Below are 1,107 nucleotides of genomic sequence, written 5' to 3'. Positions count from 1 at the left end.
GCGGCGCGTCTGGTTCATGCTGATGCCAGGCTTCGGTGGGGCGGAGGGGGCAGCGATGCCGCGCACGGTTGCGGCCCCGCCGCCTGTGATGTCGAACGCCACGGCGCCGAGCCCGGCCCGGCTCCCCGCGCTGTGCCCGGATGCTGGAGTGGTCCCAGCTCGGGGACTGGCAGGAGTACGGCCTCGCAGAGCTGACCGCGGTCTGCTCTGCGATCTGCGCAGCCGTTACCGACCCACCCACCGCCCCGGGCGTGGGCGGCACCCTGCCCAGCGGGACGCAAGCCTTCCAGACCATCAAGCACGCCCGACCGCCTGCATGCACGACGGCTCGTCCGGTCTCTTCTTCCACCAGGCCAGAGCCCCGGATCGGGGCGGCGCCGACGACGGTCGAGAACGTCAGGAAGCGGGCACAGCCTGGGTGAAACGACCGTAGACGATCACCGTGCCCTGGTAGCCGGTGGCCTTGGTGTACGCACCGCCGCAGGTGACGAGGCGCAGTTGGGGTTGGTCCGCAGCGCCGAACACCCGATCAGCAGGGACGGCGTCCTTCGGGTAGACCTCGACGGCATCGGCTGTGAACTCGGCAATGCTGCGGTCGGCACGGGTGATCTCAATGGTGTCTCCCTTGTGCAGCGCGCCGAGGGAGTAGAAGACGGCCGGTCCGTCGAGGCCATCCACATGGCCGTCGATGACGGCATTCCCGGCGGTTCCGGGCGCAGCGCTCTGCCGGTACCAGCCGGCCAGCCGGCGGTCTGCTGCCGACGGTGCCGGCAGGTTCCCGTTCGCGTCGAGGTCGACCTCGGCGATCGGGGCGTCGACGCCGATCCTGGGGATCCGGATCCGCGTCGGCTTGGAGAACGCCATTCCCAGCACGGCGGCTTCTGCGTCGGGTGGAGCGGTACGCAGTGTCGGCAGGGGATGACGCCACGCGTCGGCGGCACTTGGATGCGGCGGGGCCGACGTCCGGGTCCCCGTCAGGACCAGCCACACTCCGACACCCACCGCGGCACCGGCCAGGATCAAGGCCGCACGGCCCCCTGGTGAGAGTGGTCGACCCACCGGTTTCACCTTCCGATCGTCGCCCGGCCGCCGACGGCGCTCCCCCGG

General features: G+C 71.2%; 1 protein-coding gene. It reads right to left on the bottom strand.

The window, feature by feature from the left end; all coding sequences use genetic code 11:
* Nucleotides 1-396 precede the first annotated feature (396 nt).
* Nucleotides 397-864 (bottom strand): class F sortase, encoded by a 468-nt coding sequence (locus ABZ641_RS38930; protein WP_344626869.1) that lies wholly within the window; start codon nucleotides 862-864, stop codon nucleotides 397-399.
* Between the last annotated feature and the right edge of the window lie 243 nt (nucleotides 865-1,107).

The sequence above is a fragment of the Kitasatospora sp. NPDC007106 genome, from assembly GCF_040634455.1.
GTDB lineage: Bacteria > Actinomycetota > Actinomycetes > Streptomycetales > Streptomycetaceae > Kitasatospora > Kitasatospora arboriphila.
The sequence above is the reverse complement of the archived record's forward strand: the minus strand, read 5'-3'. Positions and strand labels throughout refer to the sequence as shown.

What these genes read in the sequence shown, in the direction of transcription:
- ABZ641_RS38930 (WP_344626869.1), bottom strand. Translation starts at nt 864, where the DNA reads ATGGCGTTCTCCAAGCCGACGCGGATCCGGATCCCCAGGATCGGCGTC.